19 protein-coding genes are annotated in these 19,958 nt (G+C 66.0%); 11 read left to right on the top strand and 8 right to left on the bottom strand.

From position 1 onward, the window contains the following. Positions 1-25 precede the first annotated feature (25 nt). Positions 26-517, top strand: coding sequence for a GNAT family N-acetyltransferase (locus NX775_RS00920; RefSeq protein WP_258834274.1), 492 nt, complete (start codon positions 26-28; stop codon positions 515-517). A 3-nt stretch (positions 518-520) separates the two neighbouring features. Here the strand turns inward: NX775_RS00920 and NX775_RS00915 are convergent, their stop codons facing one another. Beyond that, positions 521-991 carry a hypothetical protein gene (locus NX775_RS00915; RefSeq protein ID WP_258834273.1) on the bottom strand — a complete coding sequence of 157 codons (471 nt, stop codon included), beginning with the start codon at positions 989-991 and terminating at the stop codon, positions 521-523. A gap of 271 nt (positions 992-1,262) precedes the next feature. Here NX775_RS00915 and NX775_RS00910 point away from each other — a divergent pair, with 271 nt between their 5' ends. Then, a complete protein-coding gene (locus tag NX775_RS00910; protein WP_258834272.1) occupies positions 1,263-1,937 on the top strand; it encodes a PEP-CTERM sorting domain-containing protein in 675 nt (224 codons plus the stop codon). On the opposite strand, the gene NX775_RS00905 is transcribed toward NX775_RS00910, so the two are convergent. Both NX775_RS00905 and NX775_RS00900 read right to left on the bottom strand, forming a co-directional pair. Beyond that, positions 1,874-2,407 carry an ankyrin repeat domain-containing protein gene (locus NX775_RS00905; RefSeq protein WP_258834271.1) on the bottom strand — a complete coding sequence of 178 codons (534 nt, stop codon included), beginning with the start codon at positions 2,405-2,407 and terminating at the stop codon, positions 1,874-1,876. The genes NX775_RS00910 and NX775_RS00905 overlap by 64 nt on opposite strands. Positions 2,408-2,465: 58 nt before the next feature. Then, positions 2,466-3,674: an MFS transporter gene (locus NX775_RS00900; RefSeq protein WP_258834270.1), complete on the bottom strand. Its 1,209-nt coding sequence runs from the start codon at positions 3,672-3,674 to the stop codon at positions 2,466-2,468. Between the two features lie 108 nt (positions 3,675-3,782). Between NX775_RS00900 and NX775_RS00895 the strand changes: the two genes are divergently transcribed. From NX775_RS00895 to NX775_RS00865, 7 genes are all read left to right on the top strand, one after another. Continuing rightward, positions 3,783-4,721, top strand: coding sequence for a LysR family transcriptional regulator (locus NX775_RS00895; protein ID WP_258834269.1), 939 nt, complete (start codon positions 3,783-3,785; stop codon positions 4,719-4,721). Between the two features lie 103 nt (positions 4,722-4,824). Next, complete coding sequence (locus NX775_RS00890; RefSeq protein ID WP_258834268.1) at positions 4,825-5,139, top strand: c-type cytochrome; 315 nt, start codon at positions 4,825-4,827, stop codon at positions 5,137-5,139. An 88-nt stretch (positions 5,140-5,227) separates the two neighbouring features. Continuing rightward, on the top strand, positions 5,228-5,959 hold the full coding sequence (locus tag NX775_RS00885; RefSeq protein WP_258834267.1) for a hypothetical protein: 732 nt from the start codon (positions 5,228-5,230) through the stop codon (positions 5,957-5,959). A 355-nt stretch (positions 5,960-6,314) separates the two neighbouring features. Beyond that, complete coding sequence (locus NX775_RS00880; protein WP_258834266.1) at positions 6,315-7,901, top strand: flavin monoamine oxidase family protein; 1,587 nt, start codon at positions 6,315-6,317, stop codon at positions 7,899-7,901. Then, positions 7,898-8,302 carry a c-type cytochrome gene (locus NX775_RS00875; RefSeq protein WP_258834265.1) on the top strand — a complete coding sequence of 135 codons (405 nt, stop codon included), beginning with the start codon at positions 7,898-7,900 and terminating at the stop codon, positions 8,300-8,302. The genes NX775_RS00880 and NX775_RS00875 overlap by 4 nt, the downstream gene beginning before the upstream one ends. Positions 8,303-8,327: 25 nt before the next feature. Next, a complete protein-coding gene (locus NX775_RS00870; RefSeq protein WP_258834264.1) occupies positions 8,328-8,852 on the top strand; it encodes a RidA family protein in 525 nt (174 codons plus the stop codon). 67 nt (positions 8,853-8,919) lie between these two features. Continuing rightward, positions 8,920-11,412, top strand: a complete 2,493-nt coding sequence (locus tag NX775_RS00865) for a TonB-dependent receptor plug domain-containing protein (protein ID WP_258834263.1) — start codon at positions 8,920-8,922, stop codon at positions 11,410-11,412. Positions 11,413-11,443: 31 nt separating this feature from the next. Here the strand turns inward: NX775_RS00865 and NX775_RS00860 are convergent, their stop codons facing one another. After that, complete coding sequence (locus NX775_RS00860) at positions 11,444-12,337, bottom strand: rhamnan synthesis F family protein (protein ID WP_258834262.1); 894 nt, start codon at positions 12,335-12,337, stop codon at positions 11,444-11,446. Between the two features lie 244 nt (positions 12,338-12,581). Between NX775_RS00860 and NX775_RS00855 the strand changes: the two genes are divergently transcribed. Continuing rightward, positions 12,582-13,283: a pirin family protein gene (locus NX775_RS00855; protein WP_258835087.1), complete on the top strand. Its 702-nt coding sequence runs from the start codon at positions 12,582-12,584 to the stop codon at positions 13,281-13,283. Positions 13,284-13,330: 47 nt separating this feature from the next. Here NX775_RS00855 and NX775_RS00850 read toward each other — a convergent pair whose 3' ends face one another. Continuing rightward, on the bottom strand, positions 13,331-14,254 hold the full coding sequence (locus NX775_RS00850; protein ID WP_258835086.1) for a LysR substrate-binding domain-containing protein: 924 nt from the start codon (positions 14,252-14,254) through the stop codon (positions 13,331-13,333). A 194-nt stretch (positions 14,255-14,448) separates the two neighbouring features. Between NX775_RS00850 and NX775_RS00845 the strand changes: the two genes are divergently transcribed. Then, positions 14,449-15,054, top strand: coding sequence for a DedA family protein (locus NX775_RS00845; RefSeq protein ID WP_258834261.1), 606 nt, complete (start codon positions 14,449-14,451; stop codon positions 15,052-15,054). 88 nt (positions 15,055-15,142) lie between these two features. On the opposite strand, the gene NX775_RS00840 is transcribed toward NX775_RS00845, so the two are convergent. The 3 genes from NX775_RS00840 to NX775_RS00830 are packed head-to-tail and all read right to left on the bottom strand — an operon-like array spanning position 15,143 to position 19,751. Next, positions 15,143-16,075 carry a diguanylate cyclase domain-containing protein gene (locus NX775_RS00840; RefSeq protein WP_258834260.1) on the bottom strand — a complete coding sequence of 311 codons (933 nt, stop codon included), beginning with the start codon at positions 16,073-16,075 and terminating at the stop codon, positions 15,143-15,145. Further along, positions 16,072-19,581, bottom strand: coding sequence for a hybrid sensor histidine kinase/response regulator (locus NX775_RS00835; RefSeq protein ID WP_258834259.1), 3,510 nt, complete (start codon positions 19,579-19,581; stop codon positions 16,072-16,074). The genes NX775_RS00840 and NX775_RS00835 overlap by 4 nt, the downstream gene beginning before the upstream one ends. Then, positions 19,578-19,751, bottom strand: a complete 174-nt coding sequence (locus tag NX775_RS00830) for a hypothetical protein (protein WP_258834258.1) — start codon at positions 19,749-19,751, stop codon at positions 19,578-19,580. The genes NX775_RS00835 and NX775_RS00830 overlap by 4 nt, the downstream gene beginning before the upstream one ends. Positions 19,752-19,958 lie beyond the last annotated feature (207 nt).

Here is a 19,958-nt window from a genome sequence, read left to right as displayed (position 1 = left end):
GCGTTTTTTCGCCCGACCATCTCTCATGTCGATCTCCCTGCGCCCGATGCTGTCCACCGATCTCGATGCCGTGTTGCGCATCCAGGCCGCCTGCTATCCGGTCGCGATGCAGGAGCCGGCAGCGGTCGTGGCAAGCCGGATAGCGGCGGCGCACGGCACCTGTCTGGTTGGCATCCATGAGGGCGTTGTGCGCGGCTACCTGTTTACTTATCCCTCGCGTCTGGGGCTGGTGACGAACCTGAACGCCCCGTTTGCCGTATCGGAGCAGCCGGACACGCTGTACCTGCACGACCTGGCAATCGAGGCGTGCGCACTGGGATGTGGGATGGGGCGCGCGCTGGTGGACGACGCATTGCGCCGCGCGCGCACGCTTGGACTGGCACATGCGGCCCTGGTGTCGGTGCAGGACAGCGAGCGCTTCTGGCATGCGCTGGGCTGGCGCGCCGCCTCGACGCAGTGCGCCGGCCTGCACACCTATCCGCCCGGCGCGCTGTACATGGTGCGTACGCCCGCCTAGCGTTTATTGCACCCGGCGCACCTTGGCCGAGCTGTTGCCGCCATCGACTTTCAGGAACAGCGTGCCGAACACATTGCGCTCGATGGTCACCGCCGCGTCCTTCGTGCGCGGCAGGACGGCGTCGCTGCCGTCGATGACGCGCCAGACCTGGCCATTGGCCAGGCGGATCTGCGAGCCGGGGCCCCAGCCATCGAAATCACCCACGACGGTGCTGCGGATCGACGCCGGCTGCGCTTCGCGCTGCTTGACCGCTTCCAGGCCAAAGTACTGTTCCGGCGTACGGGCCGGCGCAGCAGCAGCAGCAGCGGCAACGGCCGGGCCGGCGACGCCGACGGGAATCGCGTCGTAGCAGGCCACGCGCGTGGCGGTGTCGCTCAGGGTGCGGCATTTGAGCAGCGCGGCATCGTCGGCCAGTGCAGTGCTGCTGGCAGTCAGCAGGGTGAACATGAGGACGGGCAGGGGCAGGGCTTTCATCGGGGTCCTTCGTATCAGTGGAATCGCGCCCCGGTATGAGGGCGCTCACGATTATAGGTGAAGTGCTGGCTCCGGGGCTGGCATGCCGGCGCCCACATCGCCAGCATCACTCGTTGTGAATGTGACATGTCTTGTCGGAGAACTTGACACATCGTCTGTAAAAACTACGCATCCTACATAAATCTTATTTGGAATCAATGGGATGCAGCTCCCAGATTCACAGGCGCGAATCTTGCTGAAGTATTGTTGAAACTTTCCGAGGAGATCATTAATGACGCACATTGCCCCCGTCGCCTTATTGCTGGCCGCCACCCTGGCGCTGCCGGCGCAGGCCGCAGTGACCTACAGCTGGCAGCAAGTGAGCGCATCCAGTTCGATGCCGACCGGCCTCAACCTGGAACTGGCGTTCTCCGAGGAAGCCGTTGCCAACGGCGCGCTGTACTTGAATATCCGCAACGAATGCGATATCGGTCCGCCATGCATCGATCCGCAGTCGAGCCTGCTGTCCCTGCGCTACTGGTTCGACGACCCGTATGTCGGTGGCCAGCACAACCTGATCGACTATGGCTACCGCACGCCGCCGCGCAATTACTACGACCGCATCGTGATGGACCTGACATTTCTGGCGGGTGGCCTCGTTGGCGGCAGTATTTTCGCCTCGGACGGCAACTCGGATTTCCGGATGGTGAGCCAGGGCGCGCTGTTCAGCGTGACCGATGCCAACAGCGATGAGCCGTTCGGCTGCGGTGTCGAGTATCCCGACTGCAGCGGCGCGAGCGGCATGCTGGTGGCTGCCGCGCGGGAAGTGACCGAGGTGCCGGAACCGGCTACCGGCGCCATCGTCGGCCTCGGCCTGGTGGCAGCCTGGTTCGTGCGTCGCCGTCAGTTCGCCGGCGCCAGCAAGGCTGCAGTGTCGGCGGCGCCCATCTTGATCGCCGCATCGTAGGCGGTCGTGCCGGCCCCATCGCGCGCTGCCGGGTCGGCGCCGCGTTCCATCAACAGCTTGGCGATGGCGACCCGGTTGAACATCGCGGCGAACATCAGCGCCGTGCGGCCAGACGGGCCGGCAAAGTCCGGCAAAGCGCCCTTGTCGAGCAACAGTGTCGTGACCGCCAGGTCGCCCTTGAACGCGGCGCCGTGCAATGGCGTTTGCCCCGCATCGTTGATCAGGTGCGGATCGGCGCCGTGCTCGAGCAAGACCCGCGTCGCATCCAGGTGGCAGTGGTAGCTGGCCAGCATCAAGAGGCTGTCGCCTTTTTCGTTGCGCAGGTTCGGCGGCAGGCCGCGCGACAGGAAGGCGGCGAGATGGTCGGCGTCGCCTGAGCGCGCATACTGGAACATATTGCGCGCCATGTTCAGCGCGGCTTCGTCCAGTTCGGCTTTGGTCGGCGTCGCGCCTTGGTCGTTCGTGTGCATTGCGTGCTCCGGATCAGGATAAAGGTTGATTAAAACACATCTTAATCCGGCGCGTGGTCTATGCGCTCTGGCGTGCGGCCGGATGCCTGATGGCTTCGTGGACCCAGACCGGCAGCGCCAGCGCTGGCAGCAGCATGCCGACCAGCAGCGCCGCATGCCAGCCATGCGCCGCATATACCCAGCCGCCCAGCGCGGAGCCGACCGCGCCGCCCGCAAAGAACAGCGCAAAGTACAGGCCGTTCAGCCGGCTGCGCATGTCGGCGCCCAGCGCGAACAGCGCGCGCTGGCCCAGAACCAGGTTGGCGGCCACCGCAGCATCCAGCGCGATGGCGGCCACGGCCAGCAAGCCAAGCGCGACCGGTTTTGACGCCGGTGCAAACAACGGCAGCAGGAAGCTCAGCGCGCCGACGACCAGGGCGACGGCAGTGGCTTTCAGCGTGTGACCGGCATCGGCCAGGCGCCCGGCGACAGGCGAGGCCACGGCGCCGGCCATGCCGACCAGGGCAAACAGCGCGATCCCATTCTGTGTGAGGCCGAAGGCCGGGCCGGCCAGCGCTTGCGGGGCCACGGTCCAGAACAGGCTGAAGGCGCCGAACAGGCCAGCGTGATACAGCGCGCGCTGGCGCAGCACCACGGTTGTCGCCAGCAACGGCCACAGCGAGCCGATCAGGCGCCGGTACGGTTGTGTCGCCGTTGGCTGGCGCAGCGGCAGCTTCAGTTGCAGGACCACGGCCAGCACGGCAACCAGCGCAGCGGCGATCCCGAACACGGTGTGCCAGCCCCCCAGGCCAGCCAGCACGCTCGCGACAGGCCGCGCCACCATGATCCCCAGCAGCAGGCCACTGACCACCTTGCCGACGATCTGGCCGCGCGTGGCTTCTGGCGCCAGGTGCGCGGCAAACGGCACCAGCACCTGAGCCACCACGGCACCCAGGCCGATGGTCAGCGCGGCCAGCAGGAACGCCCACGCGGTGGTGGCGGTGGCTGCGACCAGCAAGGCAGCGCTCGTGACAAGCAGGCCGGTGACGATCAGACGCCGGTTTTCCACCAGGTCGCCGAGCGGCACGATGAACAGCAGGCCCAGCGTGTAGCCGATCTGGGTCAGCGTGACAATCAGGCCCGCCGCTGCCGGCGGCAAGCCCAGCGCGGCGCCGATCGGGCCGACAAGCGGCTGCGCATAATAAAGATTGGCGACGATGATGCCGGCCGCAGCGGCCAGCAGCATGACCATGCCGGACGAGATGGATGATGACCTGGGGGTGTGCATGGCGAACTCCATGGGATTGAATGAGGGAATGACGCCATGTTAGCCAGTTCGCCGGCGAAGATAATCAGGGCATAATGCGCTTATACCATTCACTTTATATGAACAATCATGGACAAGGTGAAAGCGATGCAGACGTTCGTGCGCATCGTCGAGGCGAACAGTTTTACACGCGCAGCCGAGTCGCTGGACTTGCCACGCGCCTCGCTGACGGCGACGCTTCAGAATCTTGAACGTTATCTGGGTGCGCAACTGCTGCAGCGCACGACGCGCCGGTTGTCACTGACGCCCGAAGGTGAGCGCTATTACGCCCACTGCAACGCCATCCTGGCCGCCATCGACGACGCCGAAGCCGACTTTCTGGGCGAGCACGCCGGGCGCATGCAGGGCCGGCTGCGCATCGACCTGCCGGGTGCGCTTGGACGCGCCATCGTGGTGCCGCGCATCGGTGAGTTCCGTCAGGCATTTCCGGCGCTTGACCTGACGATCATTCTCGGCGACCGCCTGGTCGACCTGACCGCCGAAGGCATCGATTGCGCGTTGCGCGTGGGCGACTTGCCCGATTCCAGCCTGGTTGCGCGCCGGATCGGCCTGATGCGCTTTGTGATCGCCGCCACGCCCGGCTATCTGGCGAGGCGGGGCACGCCTGCAACCGTCGATGCATTGGCCGAGCACAATGCGATCGTGCATTTCTCGGGGCGCACCGGCCGCGCGTTCGAGTGGACGCTCGCGGGTGAAGAGAAGGGGGAGGGCGCGGGGAGCGTGGTCCGGGTGGCCATCGATGGCGGCATTGCCGTGAACGACGCCGAGGCCAATCTGCTGTGCGCGCTGCAGGGGCTGGGACTGGCGCAACTGGCGCGCTACCAGGTGCGCACGCACGTGGCGCAGGGCGCGCTGGCTGTCGTGCTGCCCGCCATGTGCCCGACGCCGATGCCGGTGTCCCTGCTGTACCCGCGCGGGCGCATCGCCAATCCCCGCCTGCAGGCATTTGCCAGCTGGCTGGCCGGGGTGTTCGAGGCCGACCCCGACCTGCGCCTCGCGGACGCCTGAGCTCACCGTCGCGTTGGCATGCCAATGGGGTTTCCCGCTATGATGTCAGGTGGTGCCCGCCAGGGCGCCTGCGCCGTACGATCAACCCAGCCACTGGAGCATCATGAAGAAATACCTGACCCTGACCCTGGCAGCGACCTTTGCCGTCGCCGCCGTCCCTGACGCCCAGGCGAACGCCGACCTGGCCAAGGCCCGGGCCTGCATGGCCTGCCACGCCGTCGGCACCAAACTGGTCGGCCCGGCCTACAAGGACGTCGCGGCCAAGTATGCGAAGGATGCCGGCGCCGAAGCGCGCCTCGTCCAGAAGATCCAGAAAGGCAGCAGCGGCACCTGGGGCCCGATTCCGATGCCGGCCAATCCGCAGGTGACAGAAGCTGAAGCCAAGGTGCTGGCGAAATGGATCCTGGCGCAGAAATGATTGACCGGCGGCCCCGGCGCGGGCCGCCATGACCGTGCCTGGCGCGTTCTTTGCATATAAGCAATGAACTCAAAGCCAGGAGCGGCCGATGTTCTTGCATAACGATGTCCTCGAATACCGCGATCCCCCGGGCCATCTGGTGCGGATCCTGTGGATCGACGTCACGCATTCCGTGGCCTATACCTTTGCACTGCGGCGCCCAAGCGCGACACCGCGCAGCACGCCGCTGCACGTGCTGGTGGCGGACGTGTCGACGCGGCGCGCCCGGTTGCTGCTCGCCGATCCTTGCCGCGCACCGCGCATCGACGCCCCATCCGGCAAACACCACCTGCTGCAGATGAAGGCGTGGGATGCCGTGACAGCCCTGCATCACGACCTGCCGCAGCTCTATTTTCCGCGTCCGCGCGCAGCCCTGCTCAGCGCCTACAGTCGCGCCCACGGGATCTCCGTCGCCAGTCTCATGCGCTACCTGCGCCGCTACTGGGAGCGCGGCCAGACGGTCGACGCGTTGCTGCCCGATTACGCCAACTCCGGTGCGCGTGGCAAGACGCGGGCGGCCAGTGCCGGCGTCAAGCGCGGCCGCCCGCGCAACGGTGCGACGAGCAGCGCCAATGCGGGCACCAATACCGACGCCGCGCTGCGGGCGCTGTTCCTGGCCGCCGCTGCACAGTTTGCCGCCAACCATCCCCGCTTCTCGCGGCCGGCTGCGTACCGCCAGATGCTGCGCGAGCACTTCGCCGATTACCCCCCCGGCGCGATTCCCAGCTATGGCCAGTTCAACTACTGGCTGGAACACGACGACATCGATCGCACCCAATGAAGTGCGTCTTTACGCCACAACGGTGCAGTGACGATTTTGCATGCTCCCGGCACGTGCGCGGTGTCGATATGCTGGCTAAGCACGATCCCTGACGGGTCAGGATGAATAAAGTATGGACGCGGCATGCGATGTGCATCCGGGCTGGCGCGTCACGATTGTCAATACGAATGGAGAACCTCCTTTACTGAATCTTGTTCGTAAGATTGTGCTTACGCCGGGCTTACGTTCGGCAAATTTGGCGCTGCACTTTATTTTAATGTCTTTCGTATTGACGATTTCATCAGTCGCTTGGCACAGGGATTGCTGATAGGCCATTAGTTGCAAGGTCTTTCAGTAACGCCAAGTGGAGGTAGGAATGAAACGTTTGACACCGTCGTTGACCCGACGTGAGTTTTTGTACCGCGCCGCTGCCGTTGGCGGTTCGGCGCTGTTGATGGGCTCGATGAATGCCTGGGGCATGGGGATTGCCTCCCGGACTACGACGCCGCCTTTGCTCGCTGGCTCTGGCAAGGGGAAGAAAGTCGTCGTGCTGGGCGCCGGACTGGCCGGCCTGACGGCGGCCTACGAGTTGGGCAAGCTGGGCTACGAAGTCCAGGTGCTCGAGGCGCGGCCCTATGCGGGTGGGCGCTGCCAGACCGCGCGCAAGGACTTCAAGCTGCACGAACTGGGCGGCGAGGCCCAGCAGTGCCGCTTCGACGCCGGCCAGTACATCAACCACGGCCCGTGGCGCATCCCGCTGGATCACCAGTCCACGCTCTACTATGCGCGCCAGTTCAAGGTGCCGCTCGAAGTGATGGTCAACGAGAATGACCATGCGTACGTGTACCTCGAGGATGGCGGGCCGCTGTCGAAGCAGCGCCTGCGCGGCGCCCAGATCAAGGCCGATATGCGCGGCCACGTCGCCGAACTGCTGGCCAAATCGGTCACCGGCCACGCGCTCGACACGCAACTGACGGGCGACGACCAGCGCCTGCTGCTCGACTACCTCAAGCGCGAAGGGGCGCTGGACGCCGGCGACCTGGCCTACAAAGGCCGCAGCGGCCGTGGCTTTGCCACCAACCCCGGCGCGGGGCTGGTGCCGGGCGCCGGCACGCCGTCCGATCCGCTGGCGTTTCACGATCTGCTGGCCGCACGGGTCGGCAAGGTCTACAGCGCGGTGCAGGAGTTCCCGATGCACGCCACGATGTTCCAGCCGGTCGGCGGCATGGACGCGATCCCGCGCGCCTTCGCCAGTCGGCTGGGCGGCCGCATCCGCTACCACGCCGAAGTCCAGCGCATCCGCCAGGGCGACGACAAGGTCACGATCGACGTGCGCGACACGGCCAGCGGCGCGCTCTCGCGCGTCACGGCCGACTATTGCCTGTGCACGGTGCCGCTGTCGGTGCTGCGCATGATCGACACCGATTTCTCCGACGGATTCAAGGCCGCGATCAAGGCCGTCCCGTACGCGCCAGTCGGCAAGATCGGCCTGCAGATGGGGCGCCGCTTCTGGGAAGAAGACGACCACATCTACGGCGGCCACGTCCTGACCGACCTGAAAGGCATCAACACGATCTCGCTGCCGTCCGGCGGCTGGCAGCAGAAAAAGGGTGTCGTGCTGGGCTACTACCACTACGCGCTCGACGCCATTGAAGTGAGCGGAATGACCACGGCCGAGCGGACCGAGTTTGCCCTCGCGGCCGGCGAAAAGATCTTTCCTGCCTATCGGGCGAATTACGAGAGCAGCTTCTCGGTTGCCTGGCACCGTGTGCAGTACAGCCTGGGCGGCTGGGCCGAATGGACCGACGCCGCGCGCAAGAGCGCCTACCCGATCCTGCTCGATGGTGAGCGCCGGGTGCTGCTGGCGGGCGAACACCTGAGCTACCTGACGGGCTGGCAAGCCGGCGCCATCGAATCGGCATGGCAGCAGGTCGAGACGCTGCACCGGAGGGCCAGCGCATGAAGAGTCCAATCCTTGCACTCGTCATTGTCTGTTCATTGGCTGGCACGGTCCAGGCCCAGGCACCCGCGCCGGCAGACGGCAAGGCCCTGTTCGCCAAAAACTGCGCGGCCTGCCACCAGGCCAATGGCCGCGGCATTCCCGGCGCGTTCCCGGCGCTCGTGGCCAGTCCGGTCGCCATCGGGCCGGCCGACGCCGTGGCCGAAGTGCTGCTCAAGGGGCGCGGGGGCATGCCCGATTTCAGCACCAGCCTGGATGACGCCGATATCGCCGCCGTGCTGACCTATGCGCGCAGCAGCTGGGGCAACCGCGCGCCGCCGATCACCGGCGCCGAGGTCACCATGCGGCGCGCGGCGCTGCAGGTCGCACCGGCGGGCGACAGCCGCTTCGGCAACAAGCACTGATGTTTCTCCTTTCCTTCCCATGCCCATGAAAGACGATCCAATGAACTTTGCCGCTCTCCGCTTTACCTCGTGCCTGGCCGCTGCACTGCTGCTGGCGCCGGCCATCGCCAGCGCCGCAGCCACGGACATCGTGCGCCACAAGATCCCGAACTCGGACTTTCCCATCGCCCTGGCCGTGTCAGTGCCGCCCGGCGCGACGATCCACTTCATCAGTGGCCAGGTGCCGCCCATCGTCGACAAGGCGGCCGGCCCCGACACCATCGCGGCTTTTGGCGACACCAAAACGCAGACGGTCGGCGTGCTCCAGAAGATCAAGGAGATCCTCGCCGGCATGGGGCTGGGCATGGGCGACGTCGTCAAGATGCAGGTGTTTCTGGTAGGGGACCCGGCCCAGAAAGGGCGCGCCGACGTCACCGGCTTCATGGCCGGTTATACCCAGTTCTTCGGCGGCGCCCAGCCCAACCTGCCGGCGCGCGCGGTGATGCAGGTGGCGGGCCTGAGCAATCCCGGCTGGCTCGTGGAAATCGAAGTCGTGGCAGCGAAGAAGTAAGCGGCGCGGCCCGTATAGGGCCACACCAACCATACCTATAACAGATCACGCCAACCAGGGAACCACCATGTACAAGACCATCATTCATACCAGTGTCGCCGCCGCTTTGCTGTCATGGGGCGTGGCGGCCTACGCCGCCGACAAGGCGGTCGATCCCGCTGTCGACTCAGTTGTCGACACCGCTGCGGTGGCCGCCGTCGCGCCCGATGTCCCTGCGATTGCCAGTACCGGCGTCGTGATCGTCACGGGCACGCGCGCCGCCGGCCTGACGGTCGAGGACAGCGCCTCGCCGATCCAGGTTCTGGACGCATCGTCGCTGGCCCGCACCGGCCAGCCCGACCTGATCCAGGCCCTGGCCCAGAACCTGCCGTCGCTCAATGCCCAGTCCTTCGGCAGCGACATGGCAGCGATGACGCTGTCGGCGCGCCTGCGCGGCCTGTCGCCGAACAACACGCTCGTGCTGGTGAACGGCAAGCGCCGGCACGGCACCGCCAACCTGGCCGTGCTGGCCGGCGCATTCCAGGGCGGCGCCGCGGCCGACCTGAACTTCATTCCGGTAGCGGCAATCGAGCGCGTCGAAGTGCTGCAGGACGGCGCGGCCGCGCAGTACGGCACCGACGCCATTGCCGGCGTCATCAACATCATCCTCAAGTCCAATTACCGTGGCGGCAGCGCCAACGTGAATGGCGGTGGCTACATGGACGGCGGCGGGCACACGGGCGACGGCATGGCCAATATCGGCCTGACCCCGTTCACCGATGCTTATCTCTCGCTGACAGCGGAAACCAAGTACCACGGCTTCTCGGAGCGTGGCGGGATCGATCCGCGTGTGGTCGATCCGGCGACGATGGCGGCGATGCCGTCGCTCGTCAATGCGCCGGGCTACCCGTACCTGAACAAGATCCAGGGCGACGCCCAGTACCGCCAGCACATCTTCGCCGCCAATTTCGGTGTGGACCTGGGCGGCGACACCGAGCTGTACAGCTTTGCCACCTACGGCAAGAAGGAAGCGCGCGCGTTCGAGAACTACCGCATGCCCAACCGCCTGCCCGCGATCTACCCGCTGGGTTTCAGCCCGCAGGAGACGTTCGACGAAGAAGACTATGCGTTCACGTTCGGCCTCAAGGGCAAGGTGTTCGGCAACTGGAACTGGGATGTATCCAGCACCTACGGCAAGGACGTGGCCAAGCTGGGCGTGGCCAATTCGGCCAATATCTCGCTGTTTGCCGATACGGGCGCGACACCGCTGTCCTTCAAGGCCGGTGAATTCCAGGCGAGCCAGTGGACCAACAACCTCGACCTGCGGCGCGAGTTCGACGCCGGCATGGCCACGCCGCTGACGCTGGCGCTGGGCCTTGAGCACCGCCGCGACACCTACGCAATCGTTGCAGGCGACGCCGCATCGCGCTACAAGGAAGGGGCGCAATCGTTCCCGGGCTTCTCGCTGACCGACGCCGGCAAACACAGCCGCAACAACAAGGCGGTCTACGCGAATATCGCCGTGCAGCCCGTGACCGGCTGGACGGTCGACATCGCCGGACGTTTCGAGGATTTCAGCGACTTCGGCAACGCCAAGGTCGGCAAGCTCACGAGCCGCTACGACTTCACGCCGGACGTGGCCGTGCGGGCTACCTACAGCAATGGCTTTCGCGCGCCGACACTGGCCGAATCGTTCTATTCGGCGACCAACGTGTCGCCACGCAGCGCGTTCGTGCAACTGGCGCCGAATTCGCCGGGCGCGCGCCTGGTAGGCATCGATGGCCTGAAGCCCGAAGCGTCGACCAATATCAGCGCTGGCCTGGTGCTCAATCCGGTGGCCGGCATGTCCGTCACGCTCGACGCTTACCAGATCACGATCCGCGACCGCATCGTCGGCAGCGGCTCGCTGTATGGTTCGGGTGGCGCGATCAATTCGCCGGCCGTCACGGCGGCGATCCTGGCCAATGGCAATGTGCTGGATCCGACCGTCGTGCAGACCGGTATCAACATCTTCACCAATGCGGTCAATACCCGCAGCCGCGGCGCCGAAATCGTCGCCACCCTGAGCAGCAACTACGGCGCTTACGGCCGCGTGGACTGGTCGGCCGCGGCCAACTACAACAAGGTCGAGGTCATCAAGATCAACCAGGCGCCAACGCAGCTGGGCGCGCAGACGCTGCTCGACGCCACCGCGATCTCGCATCTGGAAACGGCCTCGCCCAAGGTGCGGTTGAATCTGGGCGGCTTGTGGCGCATGGGTGACTGGACCGTGAACCTGCGTGAGAACTACTTCGGCAAATCGTCCGAACAGTTCTCGACCGACGGCGCGGTGTATCGCGAGAACCGGATCAAGGCCAGCCTGCTGACCGACCTGGAAGTGAGCTACCAGATCAGCAAGGCCTGGAGCCTGTCGCTGGGCGCGAACAACCTGTTCAACGAGTACCCGGACAAGGTCAACCCACTGACGCTGGCCGAACAGCGCGCCAATCTGGACAACGGTGCGGTGACGATATACCCGGGCTTCTCGCCGTATGGCATCAACGGTGGTTATTACTACGCGCGCGCGGCCGTGAAGTTCTGATCCGCGGTATCACGCGTCAAACTATCACGCGTCAAACGTCGAGCGGGTGGCCGCGACGTGCGAGCCGCTCGAGCACGACGTCGCGTTCGATGTAGTTGCTGCTCTTGGTCAGCAAGGCCCGCTTGAGGAACGGGAAGCCGGCATCGAGCAGTTCCATCGGCTTGACGAGGGTCGGGTTGTGGACCCGGGTGGCGTCGCTGAACCACAGCGCGCCGACCGTCATCGAGCGCGCGGCCACGCGCGCCATGCGCGTCTCCTGCAGCGCGATCACGTCCTGCGGCGCGCTCAGGGCGCCGAACGGAAAGAACACTGTGGCCAGGCGCGCCATGCGTGCCGGCGTCACGTCGCGCAGGCAAAAGGCATACGATTGCACGTGGTTGGTCAGTTCGCTCGACGCCGTGAACCCCGTGAGGTCCCAGCGGCTGCTGTCCAGCACGGGCCGCAGCGGCGTGAACGGCCCGAACACCGAGTCGTTCATGACGATGACGTCGGCGCCCGGCGAGCGGCGGCTGAGATGGCGTAGCGCCAGCGTGTAGGCCGAAAAGTCGTAGCCCGGCGTCGCTTTCCACAACAGCGCATCGCACAGGGCAGGCAAATCGGCGGGCATGCGGGATTTGTCCGCACAGCTGCACACCACGAGAATCGGCAAGCCTTCTTCGCGCAGCCGCGCCAGCGTAAAGCGGTGCGCCGACTGCAGGACGCCGTCCGGCGCAAACAGGAAGTACACGATCCACGCCTTCTGCGCGCTGGCCGGTACGACGACGTGCGAGGCCGGGCGCCGGTGGACGGCGCGCGCAAAGCGCTCTGCCATCTGACGCCGCTCCCAGCGCATGACGGGCGACGGCGTGAAATCCCAGTCTGTGGTGACGCCATCGATGGTGAGTGCGTCCGGGAGCTTGGACGCGGTGGAATAGGTGATGTGCATAGTTGTAAATATGCTACCTGAGTACGCCACGGCAAGCCGTTGCGATTCAATCGTGCGCAGCTACCCGCACGGTATGTATCATCGAAAATATCGACGATAGCCTTGCAGATAACTCGTTTTTCAAGTGGGGAGGGGCGGTGCATAATGGCTCCATCGCATCGAGATCAAGGCAATAGCCGGTCGCTGTCAATAGGGACAACCAGATTCGAGCAGCTCGATGATCACCTCACAAAAGGAGCACATGATGTTGAACGTCCGTAAAAGCAATGAACGTGGTGGCGCCAGTTTTGGCTGGTTGAACTCGCAGCACTCGTTTTCGTTCGGTCATTATCACGATCCGAAACACATGGGGTTCGGCCCGCTGCGCGTCATCAACGATGACCATGTAGAAGCCGGTCGCGGGTTCGATTCGCACGGTCACCGCAATATGGAAATCATTTCGTACGTGCTCGAAGGCGCCCTGGCGCACAAGGACAGCATGGGCAACGGCTCGGTGCTGCGCTACGGCGACGTGCAGGTCATGAGCGCCGGTACGGGTGTCGTGCACAGTGAATTCAATGGTTCGAAAACCGAAGGCGTGCACTTCCTGCAGATCTGGATCGAGCCGAACGAGATCGGCGCCGAGCCGCGCTACGAAGAAAAGCACTTCGACACGGCCTCGAAGACCGGCAAGCTGCGCGTGGTGGCGTCGAACGATGGCCGCGATGGCTCAGTCTCGATCCGCCAGGATGCATCGATCCATGCGGGCATTTTCAACGGCGCCGATGGGGCGACCCATGCGCTGGCCGATGGCCGCCAGGCGTATGTCCACGTGATTCGTGGCCAGATCACGGTCAACGGCGTGGCGCTCGGTGGTGGCGACGCACTCAGGATCACCGGTGAACCGGCGGTCACGCTGGGCCAGGCCGAGGCAGCGGAAGTGCTGGTGTTCGATCTGCCGCAGTAAATATTTTCAGGCAGTAACGCCGCCCCGGGCCCGGGGCGGCTCGTCGTTTACGCGCTCGCACACGGATCGACGGCCATGCGGGCGAACGGTGAACTCGTGCGCATCCGGTCGATCCACCAGGTGAGCGCCGCGCCGTCCTCGGTGCTGCGCCAGGCCAGATAAAAGGTTTCGTCGGGCTTGGGTTCCACCACCTGTTTTTCGATGAGCTGGCCACGCGCGATCGCCGGCCTGGCCCAGGCCTCGGGCAGAAAGCCAAATCCCAGCCCCTGCACCTGGAATTCGTACTTGGTGCGCATGTCGGGCACGGCCAGCGTGGCCTGTCCGAACAGGATGCCCACGGTGCGCGCGCCCAGCACGCGCGCCGAATCCGATACCGTGATCGCGCGGTATGGCAGCAGATCGGCCTTGTCGAGCGCGTGGTCCAGCGCTGCCAGCGGATGGTGCGGCGCGACCGCGAACACGAAGCTGCTCGTGCCGATCGGTTCGGCCGTGTAGCCGCCGCCCGACGGCCCGTCGCCGGCAGCGCCCACGAGCAGGTCGACGCGGCGGTCGAGCAGGGCGTCCCAGGTACCACCCAGCGACTCGCGCACGATGCGCAGGCGCGTGTGGTCGGCGACCTGGTAAAAGTCTTCGATGTCCTTCTGCAGGCCACCCGCGCCCAGCACCGAATCCATCCCGATCGCAAAGTCCGTTTCCCAGCCCGAGGCCACACGCCGCACGCGCGACTCCAGGTCGCCAGCGGCGCGCAGCAGGTAGCGGCCTTCCTTGAGCAATGCCTGGCCGGCCGGCGTCAGCGTGACTTTCGGCCCGAAGCGGTCGAACAGGCGCACGCCCAGGTCGTCCTCGAGCTTGGACACCGTGTACGAGATGGTGGACGGCACGCGAAACAATTCCTTGGCCGCGCCCGCGAACGAGCCGCGGCGGGCGATGGTGTCGATGATCTGAAGGGCGTCGAGGCTGAGCTTGAGCAAGTAGGCATCCTGGAATCGGTATCGAGCCATGGTAGCGGCAAGCGCCGGCGCCACCAAGCCCCGGGCGCGAAAAATAGCAGTCTGATTCTAGCGGCACGGCTGGCGGGCACGCGCGCCGTGCGTGCGCAGCAGAACAGATGCCTTGTTTGAAAATTGGTATCGTACGGACTGCCCAATCATATGGAGTACGTCCCGTGTTCGAGTTCATCACCGAGTTCATGCAAAAGAGCGGCTATCTCGGCGTCTTCGCGCTGATGGCGCTGGAAAACATCTTTCCCCCGATTCCATCCGAGCTGATCATGCCGTTTGCCGGATTCGTCGCTGCGCGCGGTGACTTGAACGTGGTCGGCGTGCTGTTGGCCGGTACCGCCGGATCGGTGGCGGGCGCCTTGCCCTGGTACTACGCCGGCAAGGTGTATGGCAAGGAGCGCCTCGAAGCGTTCGCCGACAAGCACGCGCGCTGGATGACCGTCACTCACGGCGACATCGAGCATGCGATGGACGCCTTCGAAAAGCATGGCAGGAAAGTGGTGCTGCTGGGTAGGCTGATCCCGGCGATCCGCACGCTGATTTCGGTGCCGGCCGGCTTGGCCAAGATGTCGATGGGCCAGTTCCTGCTGTTCTCGACGATCGGTTCGCTGATCTGGACCGGCATCCTCACCGGCGCCGGCTATGCGCTCGAGAGCCAGTACGAGCGTGTGGCCGAGTATGTGGATCCGGTGTCGAAGGCAGTCCTGATCGGCCTGCTCGGCTGGTATCTGTACCGCGTGGCGACATTCAAGTCGCGTAGCAAGACCTGAACGGTTGATGGCTGCCGGCGAGGCCAGGCCGAGCCTGGCCGACCCCGGCTTGCCGCCGCTTTCAGGTCAAACCACGCCAGCCAGCTGGCTAAGCCGACGCCGCCACCAGCGCCAGCGCGCGCCACCACACCTGATCGCGCCCGGCTTGCTTGGCGCGATAGAGCTGGGCGTCGGCCGCTTCGAACAGCTCGAACAGTTGCTCGTTGCCGGCAGGGTCGAACGTGGCGCCGCCGATGCTGACGGTCAGTACCGGCGCAACGCTCGACGCTTCGTGCGGGATCGCCAGGCCGGCGATGGCCGCGCGTAGCTCTTCGGCGATCGCATGTGCTGACTGGGCATCGGTCTCGGGCATCAGGAGCAGCAGTTCTTCGCCGCCATAGCGCGCCGCCAGGTCGCCCGGCCGGTGCATGGCTGCGCCGGTGGTGCGCGCCACCGAGCGCAGTGCGCGGTCGCCCGCCGGGTGGCCGTAGCGGTCGTTGAACTGCTTGAAGGCGTCGATGTCGAGCAGGGCCAGCGACAGCGGCCGCCCGCTCTGGCAGGCGCGTTGCCACTCCTGCTCATAGACTTCGTCGAAGCGGCGCCGGTTGGCCAGTTCGGTCAGGCCGTCGATATTCGCGAGGCGCTCGAGCATCCGGCGCTGGCGCACCACCTGCAGGTGCAGCGCCACGCGCGCCATCACGACCGTCTGGTTGAACGGCTTGACGATGTAGTCCGACGCGCCCATCTTGAGACCATTGGCTTCGTCTTCGGGCCGGTCCAGCCCCGAGATGAAGATGATGGCGATGTGCGCCGTCTGCGGATCGCCACGCAGCCGGCGCAGCACTTCGTAGCCGTCCATGTCGGGCATGATCACGTCGAGCAAAATCAGGTCGGGCAGATGGCGTCCGGCGCGTTCCAGCGTCTGCGCGCCGTTACGGGCCAGCACCACCGTGTAGTCGGGCTTGAGCAGTTCGCCCAGCACTTCGCGGTTGATCGCGTCGTCGTCCGCGACCAGCACTTTCTGCTGCTGATCGATATTCATCGGCTCTCCTCCAGACTCGGATCGAGTTGCGCGCCCAGGGCCGCCAGTGGCCCCAGTGCGGCAGCATATTCGATCTCGGCCACAGCGCGCCGCACGGCGCCCAGTGCCTGTTCGACGGGATCGGCGTGCGTCCCCGCCCCCAGCAGCGACTCGAGCTGCGCCAGGGCGTCTTCGGCGCGCGCGTCGTCGCTGCGCAGGTAGCCGTCCAGGCGCGCGATCACCAGCGACAGTGCTTCCGGGTCGCCCGCTTGCGGCAATGCCAGCGCCGCCATCTGGGCCAGGCCGGACAGCACCGTGTCGGCTGCGTTCACGAGGGCCGGCACCTGGACGCCGACGCGGTCGAACTGGCCGGCGCGCAGGTCCTGCTCGAGGCGTGCGGCCGTGCTGCTGAGTTCAAACGCGCCCACATAGGCGGCGCTCGACTTCAGGTTGTGCGCCAGCGCCTGCAGGCGCGGATGGTCGCCGGCCTGCAGCGCGTCGCGCAGGATGCGCGGGGCGCTGGCGTATTCGCGGATGAAACTGCCGGCGCGCTTTTCCAGGCGGCTGCGCTGGCCATCGACGTTCTCGAGCGCCATGCGCCAGTCAATGCCCGGCACCGCCGGCAGCGGCCGGCCGGACACCTGCTGCATGGCGGACGGGGCGGACCTGGCGGGCCGGATGGCCTGCGGCACCGGACGGCCCTTCAGGCGCACCGGATCGATCCATTTGAGCAGCGTGCAAAACAGCAGGTCGGGGTCGATCGGCTTGACGACATGGTCGTTCATGCCGGCCTGGCGGCTCTGGGCGCGGTCGCTGGCCAGCGCATGCGCCGTCATGGCCACGATCGGCAACGTGCGCAGACGCGGGTCGAGCCGGATTTCGCGCGTGGCCGTCAAGCCGTCCATCCTGGGCATCTGGATGTCCATCAGGATCAGGTCATAATCGCCGGCCCGCGCCATGCGCACCGCGTCGACGCCATTGAGCGCGATATCGACCTGCATGCGCGCGGCGGCCATGAAGTCGAGGGCGACTTCGCGGTTGTTGTCGTTGTCCTCGGCCAGCAGGATGCGCGCGCCATCCAGGCGCGGCAGGTCGGCCAGCGCCGGCAGGTAGTTGTCGACCGTTTCTGCCGCGCCCAGCTGCGGGTGCAGCACCTGCAACAGGCTGTGGTACAGCAGCGCCGGGCCGACCGGCTTGTGCAGGAATGCATTGACCGGCAGGTCGCTCTGGCCTTGCTCCTGCATTACGGTCTCGCGCGTGCAGGCCGAGATCATCAGGATCGCCGGCGGTGGCGTCATGTCGCCCTGTTCGTGGGCATGCCGGTGAATGCGGTGGATGGTCTGGATGCCGTCCAGGCCCGGCATGACGTAATCCATCAGCACGATCTGGTACGGCGCCCCGTCGCGCGCGGCGCGCGCCAGCAGCGCCAGGCATTCTTCGCCTGAGGCGGCCGTATCGGCGTGCACGCCCAGGCCGGCGAGCATTTCGGCCAGCGCGCCGCGCGCGGTGGCGCTGTCGTCGACGACCAGCGCGCGCACGTCCAGCAACAGCGCCTTGCGTACCGCACTGGCCGCCGCATGCCCTTCGGCGATCTCCAGCTGCACGGTAAAGGTAAAGCTGCTGCCGACGTGCGGCGTGCTGCGCGCCGCGATCTCGCCACCCATCAGTTCGACCAGCTGGCGCGAGATCGACAGGCCCAGGCCCGTGCCGCCGTACTTGCGCGTGGTCGAGCTGTCGGCCTGGCTGAACGAGACGAACAGGCGCGCCAGCTGCTCGGGCGTCATGCCGATGCCGGTGTCGCTGACCGTGAAGGCCAGTACGATCCTGCTGTCGTCGACCTGCTGCACCTCGACGGCCACCACGATTTCACCGCGCTCGGTGAACTTGACGGCATTGCCAGTGAGGTTGATCAGGATCTGGCCGAGGCGCAGCGGGTCGCCGATCAGGCGCTGCGGCACGCCGGGGCCGACCCGGAAGATCAGTTCGATGCCCTTGGCGTCGGTCTTCACGCCGGTCAGGCTCGCCAGATGATCGAGCATCTCGTCGAGGTCGAACGGCACCGCTTCCACCTGCAGCTTGCCCGCTTCGATGCGGGAAAAGTCGAGGATGTCGTTGATGATCCCCATCAGGTGCTCGCTCGCGCCCAGGATCTTGCTCAGGTAATTGCGCAGCAGCGGCGCCGGCTCGCTCATCAGGGCCAGCCGGCTCATGCCGATGATGGCGTTCATCGGCGTGCGGATTTCATGGCTCATATTGGCCAGAAATTCCGATTTCATGCGGGTGCTGGCTTCGGCGCGCAGCATTGCCTGTTGCATCCCCTCGGTGCGCAGCGCCAGGATGCGCATGAACACCAGCATGTCGAACGTGCTGCCAAAGACCAGCGCGTGCATGGTCCAGAAGTTCGCCGGGAGCTTGCCGTTGATGAGCTGCGCGGTGACGAACGCGGCCGCGAATGCCACCGCCCAGCCGACCAGGAAGTAAATGCCGACGGCGTCGCCGGCCCGCGCGCGCCGGTAGGCACCGGGCAGGCCGAGCAGCATGGGCATGATGCCCAGCGTGCCGACGATCAGGACCAGGAATTTGTGGTTGATGACGCCGGCGGCGAAGCCGATCGCGGTGACCAGGCACAGCGCGGCCAGCGTTTTCATCATGCGGCTGAAGATGCGGTCCTGGCCGGGGCGCGCGAGCGACTGCTCGACGAACAGGTAGGCGCCGCACGAGGCCATGATCGAGGCCAGGCCCGCGCCGTGTTCGAGCAGCCAGGCATTGCCCGGATACAGATACTGGCCGGCGATGCCGAACCAGGCGGCCGAATACAGCGTGACGCCGGTGGCCAGCAGCGCGTATTTGCCGAACAGCGGTTCGCGCAGCGCATACCACTGGCCCAGCGCGTACAGGATCAGCGTCAGGCGCAGGCCCAGCAGGATGCCCTGCATCAGCTGCTCGCCCAGTTCGGCCGACAGGACAGCGTCGGGCTGCCTGAAGCTGATCGGCAGGATCTTGGGGCCGACCGTTTTCACGCGCAACAGCACGGTGTAATTTGTGCCCGGCGTCAGGCGCAGCACGGCGCCGGGCACGCGGCCCTTGAGCGCGTCGCCCGACTGCTGCTGCATGCGTCCGACGCTGGCGATCTTGCGCAGGCCGTCGGGGAAGCGCACCCAGACGTCGACCTCGTCGAGCAGCGCGAAATCGATCTGCATCACCCAGCCGTTGGTGGCGTCGCGCGCCACCGCAACGGGGATCCGGACCCAGGTCGTCCCCGGCTGCATGCCCAGGCTGGCGTCGGCGGTCGCTGGCCGCGCAAAGCGCGCCCCGGCGGCCAGTGCGGCAGGGGCGTCGAGTGCGTTGGCGGGATCGGCCAGGGTCGTCACGGCCGGCCAGGCATCGACAACGTCGGCGTCGCGCGTGAGGTGCAAGGTCTGGGCCACGGCTGGCGTCGCGGCCATCATGCCCAGCACGAGCAGCGCCACCAGGCAGGCAAAGGAAGCCATCCGCGCGCACATGGCGCGCCGCATCCAGCGCGTCATGCCGCACCTCTGGCTGCGACAGCAGGCATCGGCTGCCAGCGAAACAGCAGGCGGAACACGAACACGATGCTGCAGGTCACCAGTATCCAGGCGCGCAGCAGCAGCGCCAGCAGCACGGCGCCGCCGGGAGCTGCAGCAAGACGGGGCAGGACAGTTGGCGTGAGCATCATCTTCGGATTCATCGGTGCGAGGCGCAAACTGTCTGGTTGAGATGACGTCAGCGCCCCTGTGTTGACGGGGGATGTTGCGGTATTGACAGTTTAGCAGGTCATCCCTGCCAGCAACAGTATTGTGATTCCTTGGTGTAACTTTTAGTTGGCACCGAATTGCGCCCATGGCGCCTGCTACCAGGCTACGTAGGCTGATCAGGCCTTGCA

Source organism: Massilia aurea (assembly GCF_024753205.1).
Lineage (GTDB): Bacteria > Pseudomonadota > Gammaproteobacteria > Burkholderiales > Burkholderiaceae_D > Telluria > Telluria aurea.
This window is presented reverse-complemented; position numbering and strand designations above follow the sequence as displayed.

What these genes read in the sequence shown, in the direction of transcription:
- NX775_RS00860 (WP_258834262.1), bottom strand. Translation starts at nt 12,337, where the DNA reads ATGCACATCACCTATTCCACCGCGTCCAAGCTCCCGGACGCACTCACC.
- NX775_RS00915 (WP_258834273.1), bottom strand. Translation starts at nt 991, where the DNA reads ATGAAAGCCCTGCCCCTGCCCGTCCTCATGTTCACCCTGCTGACTGCC.
- NX775_RS00900 (WP_258834270.1), bottom strand. Translation starts at nt 3,674, where the DNA reads ATGCACACCCCCAGGTCATCATCCATCTCGTCCGGCATGGTCATGCTG.
- NX775_RS00840 (WP_258834260.1), bottom strand. Translation starts at nt 16,075, where the DNA reads ATGAATATCGATCAGCAGCAGAAAGTGCTGGTCGCGGACGACGACGCG.
- NX775_RS00905 (WP_258834271.1), bottom strand. Translation starts at nt 2,407, where the DNA reads ATGCACACGAACGACCAAGGCGCGACGCCGACCAAAGCCGAACTGGAC.
- NX775_RS00855 (WP_258835087.1), top strand. Translation starts at nt 12,582, where the DNA reads ATGTTGAACGTCCGTAAAAGCAATGAACGTGGTGGCGCCAGTTTTGGC.
- NX775_RS00875 (WP_258834265.1), top strand. Translation starts at nt 7,898, where the DNA reads ATGAAGAGTCCAATCCTTGCACTCGTCATTGTCTGTTCATTGGCTGGC.
- NX775_RS00865 (WP_258834263.1), top strand. Translation starts at nt 8,920, where the DNA reads ATGTACAAGACCATCATTCATACCAGTGTCGCCGCCGCTTTGCTGTCA.
- NX775_RS00885 (WP_258834267.1), top strand. Translation starts at nt 5,228, where the DNA reads ATGTTCTTGCATAACGATGTCCTCGAATACCGCGATCCCCCGGGCCAT.
- NX775_RS00870 (WP_258834264.1), top strand. Translation starts at nt 8,328, where the DNA reads ATGAAAGACGATCCAATGAACTTTGCCGCTCTCCGCTTTACCTCGTGC.
- NX775_RS00830 (WP_258834258.1), bottom strand. Translation starts at nt 19,751, where the DNA reads ATGATGCTCACGCCAACTGTCCTGCCCCGTCTTGCTGCAGCTCCCGGC.
- NX775_RS00880 (WP_258834266.1), top strand. Translation starts at nt 6,315, where the DNA reads ATGAAACGTTTGACACCGTCGTTGACCCGACGTGAGTTTTTGTACCGC.
- NX775_RS00895 (WP_258834269.1), top strand. Translation starts at nt 3,783, where the DNA reads ATGGACAAGGTGAAAGCGATGCAGACGTTCGTGCGCATCGTCGAGGCG.
- NX775_RS00910 (WP_258834272.1), top strand. Translation starts at nt 1,263, where the DNA reads ATGACGCACATTGCCCCCGTCGCCTTATTGCTGGCCGCCACCCTGGCG.
- NX775_RS00890 (WP_258834268.1), top strand. Translation starts at nt 4,825, where the DNA reads ATGAAGAAATACCTGACCCTGACCCTGGCAGCGACCTTTGCCGTCGCC.
- NX775_RS00835 (WP_258834259.1), bottom strand. Translation starts at nt 19,581, where the DNA reads ATGACGCGCTGGATGCGGCGCGCCATGTGCGCGCGGATGGCTTCCTTT.
- NX775_RS00920 (WP_258834274.1), top strand. Translation starts at nt 26, where the DNA reads ATGTCGATCTCCCTGCGCCCGATGCTGTCCACCGATCTCGATGCCGTG.